Source organism: Pandoraea anapnoica, assembly GCF_902459765.1.
Classification (GTDB): Bacteria; Pseudomonadota; Gammaproteobacteria; order Burkholderiales; family Burkholderiaceae; genus Pandoraea; species Pandoraea anapnoica.
The window spans coordinates 82058-103916 of record NZ_CABPSP010000020.1 but is presented as its reverse complement, the minus strand read 5'-3'; the positions used below and the strand labels follow the sequence as shown (position 1 = coordinate 103916).

The following is a 21859-nucleotide window of genomic DNA, read 5'->3' as shown; positions in this document are numbered from 1 at the left end:
CCGTGGTCGATTTCAAGGGTGTGGACCTAAATCTACTAGTGACGCTGGACGCGCTGCTCGCGGACCGGAATGTGACGCATGCCGCCGAGCGACTTGGGCTGTCGCAGCCTGCCGTGTCGGCGCAGTTGGCGCGATTGCGACGCCTGTTCGGCGATCCACTCTTGATCCCGGCCGACACCGGGCGCGGCATGATTGCCACAGCCCGTGCACTGACGCTGCTCACGCCGTTGCGCGCAGCGTTAAGCGACCTGGCGACGGTCGTGCATCAGTCGCCGACGTTCGATCCGATGTCCGATGCGCGCCGCTTCGTCATCGCGGCAAGCGATAACGCGACGTCGACGATCGGCATGGCGTTGCTGGAGGCACTGCCCTCCGTAACGGGAAAAGGGGTGCAGATTGCTTTCGTCCACGCACGTGCAACGGACATCGCGGCGCAACTCGAATCCGGCGAAGTCGATCTGCTGATTGGCTCCGAGCGCATGGTGCCGCCCACGATGCGCGCACGCAAGCTCGTGGATGAGACTTTCGTGATGGCACAGCGCAAGGCGCATCCTCGTGGCACCCGCAAGCTCACACTGAGTGCTTACTGCGCGCTGCGGCACGTGCTCGTCTCGACGAGCGGCGGCAGCTTCACGGGCTTCGTGGACGAACACCTCCAGTCACTCGGACGCTCACGCGATGTCGCAGTCTCGGTTCAAGCGTTCACGGTGGTGCCGGACTTGCTGTGCCACAGCGACTACGTCTGCACGATGCCCGCGCAACTGGTGTCTCGATACGCCGACCGTCTGGACGCCTTCGCCCTCCCGTTTCCCCTCCCCGGCTTCTCGCTAAGCGCGGCATGGCATCCGCGCAACCACAACGATCCGGGCATGGTGTGGTTGCGAGAGAAGCTGAGTGAGGCGGCTACGGCTTCGAGTGCGAGGGCCTAGCGAGCGCGCGAGAGACTTTGCCGTTGCGTATCGCTCAGTCGTGCGACTTGCTTCGCGTCGTAGTCCGTCCCCACGCCGATCAGTTGGACGGCACTCGCGGAGTCGTAAGTGGCACCGCCCGGATGCACGGACGTCGAAGGGGCAAACGTGCCGCCTGACGGCTCGCCCCCAAGCATGCGCACGGTGAAGATCGACGGCGTGTTCTGTCGCTGTGCCACACGTTCACGCGCCATCGCGTCCTGTGCTGCAGACGACGCCTGCGCTGCGGTCGCGCTCGCATTCGTCAGCGCCCCCACGTTGACTGCGGCAATGACCGGCAGCCCCGTCGACTTACCCTGCACCTGAACGTTCGCCGCATTCACCACCGCCAGCGCGGCGAAGTTGACGTTACCCGACACCCGCACCCCAGCCTCGCCTGCATCGATCGTGCCCAGCGGCGCGACCAGATCGACGTCACCCGACGGCACTTCCGGCAGCGGGGCCAGCGTGGCAATCCCCGCGCCGCTCGATGGCACCGACGGCGAGAGAGTCACGTTGCCGTTGGCGTCGTACACGCGCTTCGGCGGCGTGTAGAGCACGGTGGTCTTCGCACCGCGACCCGCGTTGATGTCGCCCTGTGCCGACCACGCCTGAATGCTGCCGCCGAAGGTCGTCATTACGCGCGAGAGACCGAGCAAGATGCTGTCGCGGCTGTAAAGCTGAATGTCGCCCTCGCCCTGCGTCACGACACCCGCCGTCGCCCCCGGCGTCACCCCTTCCACACCGACAAGCGTCCGTCCGCCCGGGTTCAGCATCTGAATGTTGCCGCCAAAATTGGTGCGCACGTTGGCGTCGGTCGTGACCGGCACCGGCTTGCCATTGACCGTCGTGGTTCCGGTCACGCTGCTGAACAGCGTAATCGCGCCGTCGTAGGTCACCGATTTGCCTTGCGTATCGGTCGTCGGGAACAGCGTGGCGATGGCGTTGCGTCCGCGCAGGTAGCTGCCGTAGCGCGAACTGCTCTCGTCGTTGTACTCACGTCCTGCCAGCAATAGCTCCTTGAAGTAGACCTGACGCACGAACACACCTTGTTGCGCCGACGGCAGCGCGAGGAAGTACGCCAACGCGTCGGCGGGCTTACCGTCGTAACCGAAGCGGCTCTTGAGCCAACTCACCAGTTCATCGCCGTAGGCATGTGCGACCTTACCGCTGTCGGCGAGCACCGCACCGCTCGCAAGCTGATTGGCCGGATCGAAGTAACGTTGGGCGAAGTCTCTGTAGTCCGGGCCGCTCGCGCCTACCCCCCCGAGTACCGAGATCCCCGCACCACCATTCGTGTTCGCCGAGTGGGTGACGTCGCCCACGCTCTGCAACTGACCGTAATAGCCCTGATACACGTTGCGTCCGGCCTGCAACTGAAGTAGCCCCGGGCCGACGACGTTCGCCGATTGATAGATGATGTCTCGCCCGGCCTTGATCAGCGAGATGTCGCGGTCCGTCTGATTCAGGAAGGTGCTCGGCAACGTGCCCGTTCCGACGATATCGCGCCCCGCGATCATCTCGACTGGCTTGGCGGCGACGTACCACGTCGAATGCGTCGGCGTGAACTGGCTCGACGAGGTAAAGGTGACGTATGGCGAATTGCCAACCTGGAGATCGTCGATGTCGACACCGGCGTATATCTGGGCCGGTGCCGCGTCTTGCGCGTGCAGATTGCCCGAGGCGTTGTCCTCGCCGAAGGCAATCGGGCTGAGGCTGTTGATCCGTGACGTGGAGTTGCTCGGGGCGTTCGTCACCGTCGTCGGATTGAAACCCTGCGTCGAGGCGAACAACGGGTGGAACGGTGTCGCCACGCTCGCCATATCGGCCCCCGACATCGCGAGGATGGACTGGCCACCATAGATCGATCCCGCCGCCAGCACCTGAAGCTGACCGCTCGGCGAAGGCATCAACTCAAGCGTCTGACCTTCGCCGAAGCGGACATCGCCATTGAGCGCCGCGACGCTCAGGCTTCCCGGGTAGAACCCCGTCGTGTTCACTTTGTCGCCGGAGTTCGCGCCGCCGGACAACGGTGCGACGTCGCCGCCCACCGACATCAGGTTGATGCCTGACGTAGGTGTCCAGAGGGTGAACTTGCTGAAGCCGCTCTTCGTGATCGATCCCGACGCGTTCGTGTAATAGCCACCCGCCGAGTCCGCAAAGAACCCTATGCCCGCATCGCCTGCGCCAGCGATGACCAGATCGCCGCGCGCGCTCACATTGACTACGCCGTCACCCGAGATCAGCGTGGGGCCTGCCGTGCGACTGGTGCCCTTGATGGCATTGGGATCGTAGGCGCGCGGATCGAGCGTCCCGCCGACGTAACCGATCGGCAGTGCAATCGCGCCGATGGAACCGGCGTCGAGCGTCGTGTTACCGCGCAGTGCTGTGACGGAGCCGAAGTAGTCTTTGGGGAAATTGTTGACGCTCGTGACGCTGGCTCCGTTGAGCATACCGCCGACCTTCAGCGTGATATCGCCGCCGCCCGTTTGCACCAACGTGCCGTCGGCGCGCACCCGGCCGGTCGACGCCACCGCGAGATCGAGCCCCGTCGAGGTCTGCCCATTGACCGGCGACATCACACCGGCGTCGCGCCCGGCGATCACCGTCAGGTTGCCCCCGCCGAGCGTGCCGATCCCCTGGAAACCGATCAGTTGCATGTCCGTGGCATTGGCGTCTGTCTTCGCCAGTGCGCCGAAGTTGACGGACCATGCGGTCGGGTCGTTCGTCGCACCGCCGCCACCCTGACGGTACAGCCAGTTCGAGACCAGATTGCTGTCGACGTATCGCAGCGGATTGTTCGTGAGTTGCAGGTTGCCGCTCACGTCTTGCTGCGCCTTGACCAACACGTCGCCGCCATGCTCCGGATACCACGCTTGCAGCACGTTGCCGGTGGCCGCACCGGCGAGGTTGTACGGGTTGTGTCCGTCGGCGCTCAGGATAGGTGCGGACTGTGTGCCCGCCGTGTAGACGCCGTAAGGTGTGGCTTCATTGAAGCTGCCTCCGGCGATAAGATCGAGACCGCCGGTACCGGTGCGCAGCACGCTGAAGAACGTGCCGGTTTGCGACGCATCGTACGCACTGTCGCTCAACGTGAGATTGCCGCTTCCTGCCAGTGCCGCTACGCTCTGCAACCCGCGCTGATCGGCTGCTGACAGGTCAGCCCCTGCGACGAGCCGCAGCGACGCCGAGCGGCTTCCCGCCGCGAGCAGGCTCGCGCGTGCCGATGTCGCCGCTGCGGCTGGGGTGCCCGGGTCCGTTTGAAGTCTCAGAGCGCGTGCAGTCGATGCTTCGGCCCCCACGGGCACATACACCCGGGTCAGTTTCGTGCCGAAAGGAATGACGGCCCCTGTCGCATAAGTCGTACCGTCTTCCGCCATCGGCCGGAAAGGCGCAGGCAAGACACCTCCCGTATTGAGCGTCGGCACCACCCAGCCAGAGGGGTCGCCTACTTGCATCACGTTGTTTGGCAGCATCCTCCAAAGGACTGTGCCTTGCTTGGCAAAGTGAGCCGTGTCGGTCGAGAACGTCGTCGGCGTCAGGGAAGAGAACGTTGGCGCACCCGCGACCGTGCCAGTGAATCCGTCGGAGATACTGCCGTCGATCTTGAGATTGCCGCCAGCGCGAAGCACCAGCGCCAACGGTTCGCCTGCGCCGTAAGTCGCCGACGACGGGTTGCGGTCGGCCCCAGCGCCGTAGCGATATTTCGCGAGATCGATATCGCCGGATGTCGAGAGATCGCCGATCGATGCAATCTGCACAGCCGGACGCAGGTGATAGACATTGCCATACGCCGCAAGGCCTGCGGTGCGCGCAGACAGCGCCCCATTGGCAGCGGCGCTGTTCATGAACGCCGTGTTAGCTGTGTCGTAACCGTCGAGCGTGCTCTGCGTGATCACGCTGCCGGATGGCAACGTGTACGTCCAGACACCATTGAGTGCAATGCTGTCCGCGCCGCGAATCGTGAGGGGTCCGGCGGCATTGATGGCCACATCGCCCGCCGTTTCCGCCGTGCGCATGGCGTTGAGGATGACATCCCCGAAGTGCGTTCCTCCCGGCGTGCTCACGTCGAGAGATGCCCCCGGCGACAAGGTCAGCGTGCCGCCAGCGGCCGTCAGTTCGATGTGTCCGCGATTCTTCGCTTCGATGGATGCACCATAGCTGTCGACCTGAAGCTTCGTGCCATGCGCGTCGAGCACTGCGCTGCCGCCGAGCGTCAAACCGTTGCCCGCCGAGAGACGGATGGTGCCGGGTGCAGCACCCGATGCATCGATGGTGCCGTTGACGGTGAGCGCGCCCGCGTCGGTGGCGATGCTCACGTTGTGCGCCTTCACCCCGTTGCCGACCAGCAGATCACCCTGCTTCTGATCGAAGCTGCGCGTGTCGAAGAACCCGCCCTGCGTCAGCTTCGCATTCAGCCCGGCGAAGTCCGCGAACGTGCCTGCCGACGCGCCGAAGGCACCGCTCGTGTAGCCGTCGTTCGCTGCACCGCGCACACTGCCTTCTAATGCGACGGTGCCCCCCGATGCATCGATCGAGATTGCGCCCGCACCGGCCTTCTGCGCCGTGACATCGATCACTGAGCCAGCCAGTTGCCGGAAGCTGCCTTGTGCACTGTTGAAGGTGGCGTTACCGCCGAAGCCATACGCCGTAGCGTTCTGAATCACGGTCGGCTGACCGCTCAGATCGATGCGGCTCGCGCCGTCGAGCACGATGTCGTTCGCGGCCTTCACCACGAACTTGCCGCTGGGCAACAACACGGTGCTGCCGATGTTCACGTTGCCGCCGCTCAGAGCGATCTCCGCGCCCGCGACGCTCGTCGTAGCGTTACTCGGTGCCACGCCTGCGGGCGCGACCAGACGCAGCGTGCCACCCGCCGTGTAGTTCATGATCGACTTCGCCGAGCCGGTCAGCAGCGGTGTGGCGAGCGTCAGGTTGCCGCCGGTGCCGCTTTGCCCAAACACGTCGCCCGCCTGCATGCTCGGTGCCTGATACACGTACAGCGAACCGCGTCCTGCCGACACGATTCGGTCGCTTGCAGCGAGATTGACGTCGTTGAAGCCGTAGATCGTGCGACTCGGATTGGTCGTGTCGAGCGTCGTGGTCTGACCGAGATCGATCTCACGGGCGACGAGTCGAAGCGAGCCGAGGCCCGTTCCGGCACCACCGGCAGTCACGGCCGGTAGGCTCGCGCCTTGGACGCCGTTCCAGATAATCCGGTCTGCCGCAATGACGGACTGATCGCCAGACGTGCCCGCCCCGAAAATCGCCGACGCGTTCAGTACGAGGTCGACACCGGTGCCGCGTGTGTCGAGTCCATTGCTGCCAAACACGTTGATAGCGTTCGCCGTACTCAACGTGAGACGTTGCAACGCCGGTGCGCCGCGCGTCGGATCGCCTTGCAACAATGTGTTGAGCAGCGACTGATTGAACGTCACGCCGGCAGGGTTGCCGATGGCCGAGAGCTGCGCTGCATCGCCGACGTTCAGTGTGCCGACTGCAAGTGCGATATAACGAGCGCCGAAATGGGCACTGTTGTCGATGCTCGACGCCCCGTTGGTGGCGAGCGCCAGCGTGCCCTCCGAGAAGAGGCCCGAGCGTGCACCGATATTGATCGACCCGCTGCTGCGCGCCGACCCGAGGAACTGGATATCGCCGTTAGAAAGCGCGAGTACGGTCGAAGTCCCCGGTGTGAATTTCATGCCCGTCGACGGCGTGTCCAGCACGGCGGGCCCACGGCCCACAGTGGTCAGCGTCACGTCGTTGCCGAGGTTCAGATTGTTGCCGACGAGGTAGATCTCCCCGGCACTCAGCGTGACGCCGTCGCGGATGTACAGATCACCGGCACGGGCACTGGTTTCGAAGTAGAACGTCCCGTCACGCGGGCTCGACGTGCCGTTGATGCTCAGGCGTGGCGCGCCGATGGCATTCAGATCGCTCGCGGCCACCGACAAGCCGTTAAATCCCGGCGTCGGATCGCCGTTCGTAATTTCGCCGATGTTGAGCACCGCGACCTGCCCCGACATGCCGCCCGCCGCAGGCTGGAACAAAGCCTTGCCGTCGAACTTCAGCACGGTCGTCGTGGGCATCGGGTCCGGCGCGTAGGGTACGTCGAACATGAACTGAAGGCCCTTGCCGTCGCGCGGCAACATCGGCATCAGGCCACCGAACTGCTGCACCTGATTCGTGAAGAAGGTGCTGTAGTCCTGCTCGTTGTACTGCGAGTACTTGCGCACGGCAGTGCCGGGTGTCACGAGCAATGTCGACGGCAACTGACTGCGCGACGACGTGTTCGCAATGCTGGTGTATCCCGAAGTCAGATAGGTGCCGTTGCCCGCCGCCGTGGCAGTGGTCGGCAGGTTCTGTCCCGTGCCGCCGATTTCGACGCGATAAGCCCCCGGCAGCAACGCGTAGTTCGACGGCAGCAACGTGTAAGTGCCTGCAGACAGCCCCGGCACGCCGTCGCCGATGGTGATGCGCTGCCCCACGACCGGATCGCCCGCACCGTTCTCCGCCCCAACCGGCGCGTACGCCGAGCTGTACCCAGGCACGATGGCGTAGACCTTGTCGGTCGCCCGGCTCAGCTTCATCGTCGGGTTCGCATTGACGAGTGGGGTGTTCAGCACGTTGACGGAACCACCGCGCCCCGACACGAAACCTGCGCCCGCCAGCGTGCCACCGCCCGACAGGTCAAGCACAGCGCCGTTGTCGACACGCATCGTCAGGCTTTCGAGCGAAATGCCGGAGCCGGCGGTGTATCCGATGCCGCTGCCAGTGAGCGCCGTGACCGGGGTGCCGTTGTAGTTGTAGGTGACGCCGTCAACCGTGCCGCCGTACGGCACGGTCAGGCCGTTCATCGATACCGACGTGACACTGCCGGGCAGAAACGCGATGTCCTTCACCATGAGGTCGCTACCGACCGCCGCGGTCGGCGGTCCGATCAGAATCCTGCCGAACGGTGCGCGCAGCACGCCGCCCTGTCGGACCGTCGGCGCGGCCAGAAACAGCGTGCCCTGCACGGACAACGGTGCATCGGGCACGGCTGCCGTGGTGCGGCCGAGCGTGAGCGTCCCGGCATAGTCGGTGATGCGCTGCTGGCCCGCGACGACGTTCGCCACGGCCCCCGTCGTCGGATAAATCTGCGCGCCGTCGAGCTCCATGTCCCACGAACTGATGAGCGTCGTGCCCCGTTGGAGCGAAGGCGTCGGCAGGAACCGGATGTCACCTTGGCTGACGAACTTGACGTTACGGAAGCCCGGCGACGAAATGTCGACCCACACGTAGTTCACCGAGTCGTAGTAGGAACGACTGGTGCCGAACACCGTTGGGCCTTTCACGTCGATGAGATTGGCATCGATCTCGAACGTGGCCGTCGTCGGCCGCCCCGAGGCGCTCGGATTGCCGATGGTGCCGCTGGCCATGCCGTCCGGCTGCGAGAGCGGGTTCGCACTGAACAACACATAAGGGGCGGCAATGCGAACCTTGTTGTCGGGTGCACTTGCCTTCGGATCGCTGTTCGGGATCAACGGCGTCCCGGAGGTGTAGGCCCCTGCATTGAGCTTGACGCTCTTGTCGAGCGCGAGCGACACATCGCCTTTGAACTGCATGAAGTCGGTGGACGTGAGCGAGAGCGAACTGAAACCGCCGTCGCGCACCATGTCGGCACTCACGGTCCCCGAGCCGAGCGATAGTGCAGCCACCGGTGCCCCCGGCCCCGAGAGATCGGCGGCAGCCGTGCGCGATTGCGTGACGATGAGCGTGCTTGGGACGAGTACGCTGGCGGGTGCCCCCACCGTCAACGTCGGGTACTGAGGCGTAATCATCGACACCGACAAGTCGCCGCCGGAAGCCCCGGCACCGCCAGAGAACGCATGCAGGTTGCCGTCGAGTTGCAGGCCCGCGCCAGAACTCAGTGCAATGGCACCGCCGTTAGACACACGGGTCATGCGACCGATGGCATTCGTCGGCTGGCCCGGCACCGTCGCGGTATCGACAGCCAGGTTCGCGCCGTCGGCGTTAAGTTCTGCGCCCGGGCGAATCACAACGAACGAAGTCGCACCGCTCACGCTGATAGCCCCACCGTCGAAGATCGTGCCGTAGGTGCGGCCGTTGGTATCGACCGCCGAATAGCCCAGCCCCGAGACATCGAGCCTGGCATTCGTGCCGAGCCACAGCGAATTGCCGAGGATCTTGCCCGCAGCGTCGAAATTGACCAGTGTCGCGGCGCTGCCGTCGGCGTCGCTGATCAGGTTAATCTTGCCTGCGCGCGCACTCAGCGTGCCATCGATCGTCATCTGTCCCGGCCCTTCGAGCGTGATGCTCTGCCCCGGATCGACCGTGATCGACGCCCCCGGCGCGACAGCGACAACCCCGCCGGTCGGATTGCCCTGATCGTCCTTGCGTTGCGAGCGTAGCGTCATACTCGCGCCCGCCCGTTGCGTGATTGCGTCGGTCTGGGCAGACTCGGCAAACAGCGGCGGCGTCCAAAGCGTCATCGCCTTGGAGGGGGCGCTGCCGGTCGCTGTCGTCAGGCTGTCGGCCGTGAAGCGGTAGACGGGCATCACCGGCGCAAGTGCTACGCCGTTATCTACGCGCACCCCTTGCCCGCCGTTGATGTCGTAACTGGTAAAGCCTGAGGCGAATAGCGAACCGCCACTTCCCGAGTTACCCGCGTTGAACATCGGCACACTTGAGACCGCGACGGTCTGCCCGAGCGTTGTGCCAGCCGGAATGATTGCGCCGACGGGATAGGTCATCGGCGTCGTGAGCACGGCCCCCGCCGCGTAGACGTAGCGGTAAGGCAGCACCGGAATCCCGTTGGGGAAGACGCCCGAAGGGATGACCGTTCCCTTCGGGATCACGCCGGTCCCGCCCCATCCGGTAATCACCGTCCCCATCGGGACCGTCTGCCCGGAGAAGTAATAGTTCGTCTGACCGTCGGCCTGCTTCGACTGCATGAGCATGCCCTGGGGAACGACCCAGTCGGCAAGCGTTGCGCCATCAGGCGGAGCGCTCATGTAGACGTCGGCCTGCAACGGTGCATCGAAGACCACTGTGGTGAGTGTCTGGATGTATTGCATTGGCAACGGTGTACCAGCGGCGACAGTAAGCGTCTGCGCGAGCTTCACGGCGACCGCAGCGGGCGTTCCGGCGGCCAGCGTTCCCCCGGCGATGCCTGCATTGTTGCCGATGAGGATACTGTCCGGCGTCGAGACCGTGAGCTTGCCACCACCGTTCGCCCCATACGCCTGCACGTTACCGTCGAAGACCAGCGTGCCGACGCTCGATCCCGAAACCGGATCACCGGCGATCAGCGTGACATTGCCCCCCGTGCCGCCTTTCGTTTTGCCTCCTGCGAGCACCGCGCCGCCGGAGGACACGTCGATCAGGCTACCGCCGGCAATCGTGAGATCACCTGTCGTGTCGAAGGTGACGTTACCGCCGTTGATGAACGCCACGAGCGGTGTGGTGTTCGGGTCGAGCGCGGCGTTCACCCAGACGCCGCGCGTACTCACACCGAATCCGGGCGCGAGCGTGATGTGCGCGCTGCCCTTTGCAGGCGTAATCGCCGTGGCGAACGCATCGCCTGCGCGCCACAGCATGTTGGACACGCTGACGATACCGCCCGGCACCGTGATGTTGCCCTTCAGATCGATGGCAGGTGCCGTCAGCGTGAAGCGGCCGCCGTTGTCCAGTTGAAGATCCGAATTGACAGCGATGCTGCCACTTGTCGCGAGATCGATTTCGCCGAATCGCGTCCGCGTCATACGTGACGCATCGAGCCACACCGTATTGACGCGCGATGCATCGAGCGCATCGGCCGCCTGCATCGCGGACGTGATGTCGGGCAGCGCGCCGATCTGAACATCGCTGGCGAACGCGCCGGTGCGTCCCACACCCGTGTACTGGCCGAGCACCAGCGAACCCGCACGCGCGACGGCGAACTGGCTCAGCGCGTAGCCGTCGGTCAGACCGGTCGCACGCACCTGCGTCTGCACCGGGCCGGTATACACGTTGGCAATCACGTCGCCTTCGAGCACCGCCGTCGGCGCGGAAATGTTCAGGCGACCGGCGTCGCGTCCTACTGAATAGCCGTTCTGCAACACCTTCGTCGGCGCGATCAACGGGCTGGCGTACGCTTCCGTTGTGCTCTTGCCCCAGCGCGGGTGATCGACTTCGAAGCCGTTGTACACGCCGGTGTACAGCACGTTCGACGGCGCCGTGTTGACGTTGTAGAGCTGACCGTCGACGCCCTTGAGCCACGACTGATTCAGATAGCCGGTCTGCACGTTCAGCGAGCCGCCGGAGAGGTTGATCGTCGCGCCTGTTTGCGTCACGACCTCCGCCCCCCCCAGCGTGACGGTGCCGCCCTGTGCGGCCCACTCGCCGATGCCGTGCGCCTGATTCGAGAGATAGCCGCCGACTTCGAGCAAGCCACCCGGTGTGTACCAGCGCTCGTTGGCATAGCCGCCGACAGCCGCAGGCACATACACCAGACGGCGACGGTCGATGTAGACGTTAGCGTTGTTCAGCGCGAGGTTGTCGCGGTTGCCGGGGGCGTCGCGCTGCTCGTTGCCCTGCACGTTGAGCTTGACGTTGTTGCTGTCCATCGACAGCGACACGCCTACCGCGCCCGACACGTCGAGTTGCGCACCGTTCGCCACGAAACTGCGGCGCGCCGCGCTTACAGCGATCTGACCGCCCGTGGCCAGCGTCAGAGAGTCGCCCTGAAACTCGACGTTGCCACCGGTCACGATTTCCACGCGCGACTGATCGCGACGATCCGAAAGCGTGGACAGGTTGTCGAAAATACCGGTGACGCTCTTGTTGCGGAGCGAATCCTGCGCAGCCGAATCCTGAATCATCGCCGTGCGCTGGCTATCGAGTGCCATTGCGCCGTTGTCGCTGAGCAGCACCGAGGTGAGTGCGCCGCTGCCGAGCGTCACGCTCCCCGATGCGTCGCTCGCCGAGTTCAGCAGGTGGATCGTGCCGCGCGTGTTGACGGAGGTCGTCGATACCGCCACGCCAAGTTGGCGGACATCGCGTCCTGCCATCGTGATGTCGCCCTCCGGCGTCATCAGCAAGCCGGTATTGACGACCTTGCCCGCCGTGCTTTGTGCGACGAACTGCGGCGAGATTTCGTTACCGCGCGTAGTCGACGGGAGATTCGCGTCGGTCCCGTACCCCTTGCGAATGACGAAGCTATCGCCAGCGGACATCGCCACCTGCCCTTGCGGCGCGACGATGGTGCCCGCATTGCTGACTTCCTTGCCGAGCATCAACACATAGCCACCGCCCTGCGTGACGGATGTCGGCGTACGTGCCGTGATGTTTGCACCGGCCTGCACTTCGACTTTGCCGAGGGCGTCGGTGAAGCTCGGTGTCGTACCGCTGGCCCCGTAGAGGCCGCCCGTGCGGAATTGCGCGTCGGACATCTTCGTCGCAGCGACGACGAGGTTACGTGTGTCGACCTGACTCGTGCCACCGAAAATGACGCCGTTTCGGTTCAGGATTATCACGGTGCCATCGCCGCGAATCGTCCCCTGAATCTGGCTCGGACGCGCGTTCGGATCGTTCACGCGGTTGAGCACAGCCCAGTCGCTTTGTTGCGCGAAGTTGACCGACGTATTGCGTCCGACGTTGAAGGTCTCCCAGTTCAGGATCGCCTTGTCGGCCGTCTGCTGGATGTTGACGTTGGTCTTGCCGTTGGATGCCGATTGCGTCGGCGCGTTGGCGTTGATCCAGCCCTGCGTCAGGCTGTTCGTGTCGACCTTGAGGCCGCCTTCCGTGAGACCGTCGGGAATCGTGGCGGCGGTGTTGGCTGCGGCGGTGCGCGCATTGGCTTGCGCGGCTTGCATGGCGGCAATATTCTGCGCCGCCGAGCCGAGATTCGCAATCGAGCGCTGCAACTGCGCGTTCGCCTGTTGCTGTTGCGCCGACGGGTCCATCAGCGATGTGACCGGCATGCCGTTCGGCAAGCGCCCCGTTTGCGACGCCGTTGCCTGTGCTGCCCCCCGCGCGGCGAACCACTGGCTGCTGAACGCTTGCTGCGCGTGGACTTCACCGACCGCGCCCATCGTCGCCAGCGTCAATGCAATTGCCTGTGCGATAGGCACCTTGCGAAGCACCACCCTGCTGTCGCGTTGTGATCCCTGCCCGACGCTGCGCTCGCCAATGCCCATTTCCATGCCTGCCCGTAAGTGAGGTCGTATCGCCCGGACGGCGTTCTGTGCGCGAATCCGGGTTCGTCGTGCGCTCACCTCCTGAGCCTCGATGGGCATCAAGTCGGCATGCGCGATGCCCTATGACGGAAGAGACATCGCAAATACCGCAGTATTTTTTCGTCAGGTCAGAATGAGGACCTTCCCGGGCAGCGACTGGGCGTTCAGGCCAAAGGCATGTTCGAGTTGTTCGAGCGCAAGATCGAGCGACGCAATGGCAAAACGTCCATTGACGGGGCGATGGCGTGCCTGATCGTTCATCAGCACGACCTTGCCCGGACGGTAACGATTGATCTCTGTAATCACATCGGCCAGACGCGTCTGGTTGAAGACCAGTTCGCCGTTGCGCCACGCGCTCACCTGCGCCGGTTCGACGTTCGTGACGACGCTGAGCATGCTGGCGTTGTAAGCCGTCTGCTGGCGGGCGAGCAACGTGTGACGTCCCGCAGGATGCTCCACGGTCACGGTCCCTTCGAGGCATGTGACGCGCACCCGATCATCCAGATTGCAGACTTCGAAGCGGCCGGTCTGCGCGGCGCTACGCCCCACCCCGGCCATCACGACGAACGGCCGCGGCGAGGTCGAGAGATCGACTGCCGCTTCACCCGAGATCAGGTCGAAACCGACCGTCTGACCACCGACCTTCTGCCTGCGAATGCTGGTGCGGGTGTTGAGTGTGACGCTGGCGTTCTGCGCGAGCGACAGCGTGCGTTGCTCGCCGATGCCGGTGCGCTCGTCCGCGCCCCATGTGGCCAGCGAAGGCCACAACCCAAGCGGCGGGTACACACTCGCCACCCCGGCCACGGCGGCCAGGCTCACCGCCGAGCCGAGCCAGTAGCGGCGGCGAGGGTTGAACGCGCTGGCGGTGCCCCCCCTGGGCGGCACGCTTTGCGGTTTCGCCGGGGTCAGCATGACCCCTTCCGGCAGTTGCATGCCCTCCCAGCGGCGGCGCACCTCATTGAATGTGGTGCGATGCGCCGGATTCAGACTGATCCAACGCTTGAACCCTTTGACGTCCCACGCCTTCGGCTCGCCCGAGGTCAGCAACTGAAGCCAGATCAGGGCTTCGCGCTCGACTTCGCTGGAGGTGGTGGGGTGGCCGGTCATGGCATCGATTTGGCTCATATCCTTAGACGAACGGCGTCGCTCAAAACCGCTCATCGTTTTCCCGAGCGCTCATGTAGGCATTCAAATAATCATTGGCTCGCTGCAGATCGGACTCTACAGTTCGCAGCGAGACGCCCAGCGCCTGCGCCGCCTCACGTTGCGTCATCCCGTTCCAGCGGACCATCACCACGATCTGGCGACGACGCTCCGGCATGCGGTTAAGCACGTCCATCAGCGAGGCCAGATCGGCGCGCGACTCCGTCACCTGAAGCGGGCCGGGCGACGCGTCGGCGATCTCGTCAAGCAATTCGTCGATTTCGCTGCCGGAGACTGTACGGCCATGTTTGCGGCGCGCGTCGACAGCGAGGTTGACGGCCATCCGAACGAGATAGGACGCCGGACTCTGGATCGTGCCGGACGCCTCGTCCTCCTGCTTTTTCAGACGCAGCCATGTGTCGTGAAGTGCATCGTCGGCCAGCTCGTCATCCCCCAGCACCTTGCGCAAGCGCAGCTTGAGGTTGTGATAGCGAGTGGTCAGGTAGTCTAGCAGCAGCGGGGGCGCGTTCTCGGCCATAGCTAGTTTGCTCGCATCCCCGAAGGACATTGCGCGCGGACATTCGGCCCCTGAAGCAGCACGGCCATGGTAAGTATTCTCCCTGCGAGAGGCCTGGATGGCGGTGCCATCCGGAGTTGTGCGAGGACCGACACGATCGCTGCATCGCGACTGGGACTGCCCGTCGGATCGAGCAGCCGGACATCGCGCACATATCCCTCGGCGTCCAACCGAAACTGGAACAGGGCGCTGTAGTTGCCGGGCGTCGTGTTCGGGTCCGCACAAAGTGCCGACAGAATCCCGGCCTGCACTTGCGCCTGAAAACCTTGCGGATTCGCCAGCAACGAAGGGGAGCCTTGCGGTGAACCGTCGTCGACAGCCGGAATCTCGCTCAATACAAAAGTCTCTCCGGCGGGCGTGCGAAGCTTGCGCGCCGACACGCCCGAGCCTTGCAGCAACATGTGCAGCGCGGCTTCCGGAGTCAACCAGCCATGCACCGCAGACGCCATGCGCCCGGCCGCCAGATCCCCCGGATAGACGACCGGTCGATGGGTCAGACCGGCGTATCGATCCAGCGCATCGGCGAGCGGCTGCGCCGGAATCTCGAAATTCATGGGAGAACTGCCGGTGTCCCCGGGGCCCGCCGCGCGCTCAGTCGAGCCGGTATCTGCCGGTATCGACGGCGCGCCGCTGCCCGCATGCAAGGATGCGCAGATCACGCACAGGAAAATGCCGAAGGAAAGCCACTGCCAACGCATGTCGATGGGTTTCGTGCGCTGAAGCATTCCCCATTCCCTCGATGCGTTGCGCCAGGTGTCCGCGTGTTGCCTTCATGCCGGACATCAGGACGGCATGCCCTGACGTCGCCCGTTTCGGGCAATGTCAGGTGCTCGCATAGTCGCACCGGATCATGAATTTTTTTTGACATTCGCGATTCGGCGGTCGCGGAGGGCGCGGGGTCGCAAACGCGGTGAACGTGAGACTGGAGACCTGACCGATATCGCAAGGTCGTCGTTTAGCTGGCCTGCCCAGAGGGATTCGAACCCCCGACCGTCGGCTTAGAAGGCCGAACAACATTAAATTGACCGAAGTTGACACACACCCAAAATAATCAACAACACATTGATTATATTAATAAAATTATTTCCTGAAAATTTCTCCATGTTGATCGAGAGTGACCCAAAAGGTTAGAATTTGCCTACACAGCGCCTACACGGCACCTACACGAGGCAGCGATGAACAAGGTCAACTTCACCAGCGAGCGGGTCGCAAAATTCGCCGCAGTACCAGGAAGACAACAGACACTCCATTGGGATGCGAAAACGCCGGGACTTGGCGTACGTGTGACGTTGCACGGAGCCAAGTCCTACATCTTTGAAGGGAGACTCAACGGCAAGACAATTCGTATCACGATCGGCGATACCCGGTCGTGGACGATCGCGAAGGCTCAAACGGAGGCAACGCGACTTAGGCTTCTGACAGATCAGGGGCGCGATCCTCGGGAAGAGAAACGCGAAGTTCTGGTAGCGGCACGTGAGGCAGAGCTGCATGTGAAGCGCGAGCGAGCCACGGTATCTCAGGCTTGGACGGAATACTTGAACGTCAGCAAGGCGAATTGGGGGACACGTCATCTGCAAGACCATATCAATCTCGCGCAGCCCGGTGGAGAAACCAAAATTCGCGGAAAGGGCCTTACCAGACCAGGCCCACTTGCACCGATGATGCAGCTTCGGCTTGCCGAGCTAACCCCCGATACAGTGTCCAAGTGGCTCGCAGCCGAATCGGCGGATCGCCCGACTGGGGCCGAACAGTCCTATAGAAAATTGAGAGCATTCCTGATCTGGTGTGATGAACAACCGGCGTTCGCGAACATCGCCCATGCAAGAGCATGCTCCGCTCGGGCGGTGAAAGAGTCGGTTCCTCGTCCAAAGATGAAGAAGGACTGCTTGCAGCGGGAGCAATTGGAACCATGGTTTTCGGAAGTCCGAAATATTCCGAACCCCGTCATTTCTGCGTATCTTCAGGCACTACTTATTACAGGTGCGCGACGCGAAGAGTTGGCCCAGTTAAGCTGGGGCGATGTGGACTTTCAATGGGGAAGCCTGTCACTTTCGGACAAGGTGGAAGAGACGGGACGAATTATCCCGTTGACGCCCTATCTGGCTGAGTTGCTGAAGCAACTACCACGCGTTAATGAGTGGGTCTTCAGCAGCATCACGGCTGAAGAAGGGAGAATTGTCGAGCCGAGAAAAGCGCATATGAAAGCGCTAGACCGAGCAAACCTGCCACACATCAGCGTGCACGGGTTGCGCCGATCCTTCGGGACTCTGTGTGAATGGATCGAAATGCCTGCAGGCGTGTCCGCCCAAATCATGGGGCACAAGCCAAGCGCATTAGCGGAAAAGCACTACCGACGACGCCCCCTTGACATGCTTCGCATGTGGCACAACCGGATTGAGCAATGGATGCTTGAGCAGGCCAACCTACTCCCCACGGCGTGACCATCGAGCAATTAGGCGCCTCACGACCGAATACTCACCGGTATTGCCAAGTGGAAGATTCCTTGAGGCTCCATCTCTTGCAAAGGCTGAAGAACTCTGTGCCACCGCAACTTTCCCGCTGGCATTAGCACTCACCCCGATACCACCTCCAGTCTGGCAACGTCGTTTCCGAAAAAAATGCTGCCTCACGCGGAAGCGGCATCTCCCCTCACCTGACTAGGCTAGGAAGGGCAGCCCTCGATTCCTCCCCCCGAACGCGATCGAAGCCCGACCGATTTCAGACTAGCCACGACGCCCGTCAATGACAATCCCCTCAGCCCCCTCGCCCGCGAGAACACTCATTCGATCGCCATATCGCGTTTTCAAAAGTAGGCGACCATCTCGACACGTCCGGGGCGCGATGACGATTGATTCATGTGCATCAACCTGCACAGGCCCTCATGACTAAAACTGACTGCAATAGTAGTAAGGCTGCAAGGATGCTGGTCGGGAGGCATCCCCGCAGAAGAAATTTGAGACTGTCGCAGAAACTATCTGCAACCGTGCAGGGGCATAGTCGAATGACAACGCTTGCCCCCTCACGGAAGCATGCGTCGTAACGTCGAATCTCGCAGGAAATAGTGGTGCCATAATGCAGCCATGGCATGCAAGCTAATGACCCAGTAAAACGCGCTGCCTATCGTCTCGTGCACAGTCTTGATTGATTTGGCCCACTCGCTGTCAAACCCTGCAACGACAGGCAGATTGATACCCAACAGGGAAAGGCTGAGCGTATGCCCGCTGGCATTCATTGCAAGATACCCTAGGAACGGCTGCGCAAAAATGAATGCGTAGAGCAAGAAGTGCGTCATCGCTGACATAACATGCACACAACGACTATGCCCCGGCAACGGTTGGAGCCCGCCCTTAACGAGACGCCAAATCAAGCGAGGCACCGCGAAAATTAGCACCAAAGTGCCAAGCCACTCATGGAGTGCCATCGCAGTAGCACGCAGCACGGATCCCTTAGGGAACTCCCCATTAATCAGAATTGCCGCGTACGCAAGCAGGACAAGCATTGCTACCACCCAATGAAAGAACACGGCGAGTGACGAATAGCGCGTTGCTCGCGAAAACTGCAGATTGTCATCCATGAAGCGTGGCCTTCCTTCTCAACAACGGATCGTTGTCTGTCAGAGTGAATCGTTCCTTTCGCGCATTCTAGTTATTCATTCTTTGCGTGAACGGGATCCTTCGCACCGATTCTAGCTTTGGCCACGCGGAGGACTCGATTGGCGCAACTAGATTCGCGCCAATGAAACGGGATTTCAAAATCGGGCCGCGAATATTCAAAACTCGCGAATATCATGCATCCCACAAGATCGGCACGATCCCCCTCCGAACCTTCATCAACCTTTTCGCTGCAAGTAATTCATAAAATGAGATTGCAATCCTTCAATCCCGCCACCAGCGAGGTCGAATTTTGGAGCATATTCTCTCGCCTCACTCGGCGTTATCCCGAAGCGAGCCCGGAAAGCTCGTAGGAAATGATTGCTTCCGGAGAACGCGAGCTCATATGCCACACGCGTAATGGATTGGTCGAGCGAACCGCCCCCTAGTACTAGGGCTCGGTACGCTACGTCCAGCCGCCTATCGCGGATGACACTGGCAACCCCGCCGTCAGATGCGAAAATGCGATACAGATGAGCCCGGGAAACACGGAACTTTTCGATTATTAATTCGGGCCTGAGCTCAGGTGAGGTTAGGTTGGCATCGATGTAGTCAAGCACTCCACGCCGCAACACACGACTCACTACAGAGTCATCCGACTCAAGATTCACACTTGGACGATTCGCCACGGCATCAGCGAAGAGTGCCAACAAGCTGGCTTCGGTTGCCGCCGCGGCCTCCCCTGCAAGCGCCGGGGCCTCGTCCACCATGCCATTTATCAAACTGACCAGTAGACGGACAATCGGAATCGCCGCGTCGAGCACCGCGCCATGGAGGTCGCGTCCCGGGATCGCCTTGTCAATCTTTTGTCGCGGAAGAAAAATCGTGGCAGTCGAACCTGGATCGACTTGCATGCGCGCAACACGGCTGAGATCCAGGACAAGGATATCGCCAGCACGCACGCTGACGGACACACCGTCGCAATCCCCGACGAGTCCTCCGGAAACAAACAAGCTAACGATGTACAGGTCCAGTCCACTCGACAAGACGAGCCTGCGACTGCGCTCATACCTCTGAGCACTAAGCGTAGACTTTCCAATTAGCAATTCGCCAACACGACTGAGCCAGAGCCGCCCTTCAACTTGAGTCCCATCAACCGGTGTGAATTCAAAAAGCGGTGAAATTGCATCTCGCCAAACGTGATTGCGAAGATGTTCAGGGAAGCGGGAGGTCGAAAATACGATATCTGGCACGCACATCATCTTTCTCGATATTGACATGGGGCTTCATAACGACCGCGGGGCAGACCTTTCGAAGTGTGAGAGAAGGTCTCCGAGATTTGGAGCGATAATATTTCGTGCGTTGGCGTATCTTGCTTCGCTCGGCGGAAAGCCAAACTTGCGGTGAAATGCCTTGAAAAACTGCTGCGAATTTGAGAACCCACACGCATATGCGACTTGTGCAATTTTCATGTCGCCCCTCACCAACAGGGAAAATGCCTTCGCGAGCCTCCGCTCGCGAACAACCGTTGCCACTCCCCCATCCATTTCCATAGCGCGGTACAAACTGCTCTTAGAGATACAAAAACGATCAGCAATCATTTCCACACTGAGGTTTGGATCTTCCAGTTGCTGGTCAACAAACCGCAGAATTCGACCTCGGATTGTCTCAAGGAAATTGAGCTCCTCTTCCGGAGACAACCTCAACCTGTCTGACTGCCCCCCTCTGAGCAGGTTGCCAACCACATCGATCGACAACGATGCTGCCCCCGGAGTGATGTCAAGCGAGACACTCCATAGCTCAACCATGTAGTCGAATAAGATTCTTGTTACCGGCTGGCGGCGCCTGAATACCTGACCATGAAGATCCGGCCGACCCATGAGCTTTTCCAAACGGTCTCGCTCAATCATCATGGTTAGCCGTGCCCCTGAGCTCGCCTGATTCTCGCAGGTGCGGCTAAGATCCAAAATCCAAATATCCCCAGGCCCGAGTTGAAGATACTCCTTGCCGACGTTCCCACGCATCTCTCCACTCGTCAGAAACTGGAGAATATAGCCGTCCAAACCAGAAACTTGGACCTTCCTCTGTGATCGAGTGAATTTCTGTGATGAGAATGTCGTGCGGCCGAGAAACAGCTCGCCGTTCGCTCGACTTCGCAGATCTCCGACGGCCGTATTGGCGCGTAGTCCGTCTAAAGCGACGATGTCAAAGACAGGTCGCGTCATCTCGCGCCAATAATCACCCCGATCATGTGCATCCACGCTGTCGTGGGAAAACACCACTTCAATCGCTTCCATCCAATTCTCCCGCAGAACATCGCCCCGCTTTCATGCATTTAAAATGCATTTTTATTTCTAGGATGAAACAATATCTGCGCGCCATTGACCACTAGGAAAAGCGAGGAGATGCAACTTTGCGACATCTTATCGAGGACTTCACAATTCTTAGCAGTGCCGCCAGATATATCGCACGTGAAAGACCTGGAGGGCTTCGGTGTGAATTTTCACTCGAATATCAAGAGATATCGCAGTGCAGAGGGGTTTATTGCACTGCGATAGATGTGATGCGGTCGTGACCGGAGGGATCGAACCGAGGCACATGCTCCGTGTAGGGCGATTTCGAATGCAATCGAACATGCAATTCTACGGCACCCACCATTCCCACATCATGAGAACTACTCGAACATCCCGATCCGTTGGGCATTTCGCGATGGTGAGTGCACTTGGTCAGGCCGAGCCCCCCCCCAGTTCCGCGAGCTGGGGCCAAGGGCTACCTGAACAGCATTGCTGATTGCTCGCCGGAAAACCGCGATGACCGAAGGTCGATCCGATGCCGATAAAAATACGAATCAGCCGGGTCAATTTTTCTAACCTGACTCTACCCAGAGCGTGGTACCGTCGAATGCATGCAATTTAGGATCACGCGGCCACCAAGATCTCTCGTCAGAAACTATTGCGCGTAGTAGACAGGGAAATTCCGAGCAAGCCAATTTGCCCATTTCATTCCCCGCACCATGATTTTTTGCCGATAGTCTGCGTTGTAGATCGGTGTTCTCGAGTGATAATTCGCCACACGCGTCCAAAAATCACCGGAGTCGTGAACAATATGCTGACGGATTCGCCAAGCTGCTAATCGATACGCGTAACATCCCGGGGCGGCGACATCCGCTGCCCGAATGCCGTAACCAGCCAATTGACGCAGGTATGATGTATTCAGCTGCATAGCACCTACGTCAAATGTCCCGTTTGAATTCTTCATCCAGATGCCAGGACGCCCCCCCTCCTGCTCGGCGACGGCGAGCATTGCATTGACCGGAATTGCAAACTCAATCGAAGCGCTAACGGAACATTGAAAACGTTCGCTCGTGATGTCCACTCGGGC

Annotated in this window: 10 protein-coding genes; 2 read left to right on the top strand and 8 right to left on the bottom strand. The window is 61.5% G+C overall.

Annotated elements, in window-relative coordinates; translation table 11 throughout:
- Positions 1-2 precede the first annotated feature (2 nt).
- A complete protein-coding gene (locus PAN31117_RS25395) occupies positions 3-929 on the top strand; it encodes a LysR family transcriptional regulator (protein ID WP_150740638.1) in 927 nt (308 codons plus the stop codon).
- Here PAN31117_RS25395 and PAN31117_RS25390 read toward each other — a convergent pair.
- The 4 genes from PAN31117_RS25390 to PAN31117_RS25375 all read right to left on the bottom strand — a co-directional run bounded on the left by PAN31117_RS25390 (position 926) and on the right by PAN31117_RS25375 (position 15613).
- A complete protein-coding gene (locus tag PAN31117_RS25390; RefSeq protein ID WP_174991122.1) occupies positions 926-13135 on the bottom strand; it encodes a filamentous hemagglutinin family protein in 12210 nt (4069 codons plus the stop codon). The genes PAN31117_RS25395 and PAN31117_RS25390 overlap by 4 nt on opposite strands.
- Before the next feature lie 156 nt (positions 13136-13291).
- Entirely contained in the window at positions 13292-14293 is a 1002-nt protein-coding gene (locus PAN31117_RS25385) for a FecR family protein (protein WP_174991121.1), read from the bottom strand.
- 22 nt (positions 14294-14315) lie between these two features.
- The gene (locus tag PAN31117_RS25380) at positions 14316-14849 is read right to left on the bottom strand and encodes an RNA polymerase sigma factor (protein WP_174991120.1); all 534 of its coding nucleotides are present in this window, start codon (positions 14847-14849) and stop codon (positions 14316-14318) included.
- Positions 14850-14851: 2 nt separating this feature from the next.
- The gene (locus tag PAN31117_RS25375; RefSeq protein ID WP_150740634.1) at positions 14852-15613 is read right to left on the bottom strand and encodes an STN domain-containing protein; all 762 of its coding nucleotides are present in this window, start codon (positions 15611-15613) and stop codon (positions 14852-14854) included.
- A gap of 450 nt (positions 15614-16063) precedes the next feature.
- Between PAN31117_RS25375 and PAN31117_RS25370 the strand changes: the two genes are divergently transcribed.
- On the top strand, positions 16064-17329 hold the full coding sequence (locus PAN31117_RS25370; protein WP_150740633.1) for a tyrosine-type recombinase/integrase: 1266 nt from the start codon (positions 16064-16066) through the stop codon (positions 17327-17329).
- Positions 17330-17907: 578 nt separating this feature from the next.
- On the opposite strand, the gene PAN31117_RS25365 is transcribed toward PAN31117_RS25370, so the two are convergent.
- The 4 genes from PAN31117_RS25365 to PAN31117_RS25350 form a co-directional block, all read right to left on the bottom strand.
- Entirely contained in the window at positions 17908-18462 is a 555-nt protein-coding gene (locus PAN31117_RS25365; protein WP_150740632.1) for a cytochrome b, read from the bottom strand.
- 255 nt (positions 18463-18717) lie between these two features.
- Positions 18718-19731 carry a helix-turn-helix domain-containing protein gene (locus tag PAN31117_RS25360; protein ID WP_174991119.1) on the bottom strand — a complete coding sequence of 338 codons (1014 nt, stop codon included), beginning with the start codon at positions 19729-19731 and terminating at the stop codon, positions 18718-18720.
- 33 nt (positions 19732-19764) lie between these two features.
- Entirely contained in the window at positions 19765-20775 is a 1011-nt protein-coding gene (locus PAN31117_RS25355; RefSeq protein WP_150740630.1) for a helix-turn-helix domain-containing protein, read from the bottom strand.
- 652 nt (positions 20776-21427) lie between these two features.
- Complete coding sequence (locus PAN31117_RS25350) at positions 21428-21853, bottom strand: lysozyme family protein (protein WP_150740629.1); 426 nt, start codon at positions 21851-21853, stop codon at positions 21428-21430.
- Positions 21854-21859 lie beyond the last annotated feature (6 nt).